The following is a 394-nucleotide window of genomic DNA, read 5'->3' as shown; positions in this document are numbered from 1 at the left end:
AATCCTGTCGGTTTACCCATTGTTGCTGCCTCCCTTACTTGGCGTTTTTCATGGCATAGAATGCTTCAATCTGGGCCTGCTCGCTGTCCTCGCCCTTTTCTTCCATCTGGGCAATCAGGCGCAGCATCTTGTCGTAGTCGTGGGGCAGGACCTTTTTGAACTTGGGCAGGTATTCGCCGAAGTTATCCAGAATTTCCTTGCCGCGGGGAGAACCGGTCAGTTCCACGTGTTCCCGGATCAGATCCTTCAGCAGCGAAACGTCATATTTGTGCTCCACCTGCTCCAGGCTGACCATGTCTTTGTTGACACGCTGGTAGAAGTCCCAGTCCTCGTCCAGCACATAAGCGATGCCGCCGCTCATACCGGCTGCAAAGTTTTTGCCGGTTTTGCCCAG

Annotated in this window: 1 protein-coding gene; it reads right to left on the bottom strand. The window is 53.8% G+C overall.

The features are described from left to right. Positions 1–34: 34 nt before the first annotated feature. Positions 35–394: hypothetical protein (locus tag H6B10_RS15580; RefSeq protein ID WP_204652373.1), on the bottom strand; the 360-nt coding region annotated here is incomplete at its 5' end.

Source organism: Gemmiger formicilis (assembly GCF_016901605.1).
GTDB lineage: Bacteria > Bacillota > Clostridia > Oscillospirales > Ruminococcaceae > Gemmiger > Gemmiger formicilis_B.
This window is presented reverse-complemented; position numbering and strand designations above follow the sequence as displayed.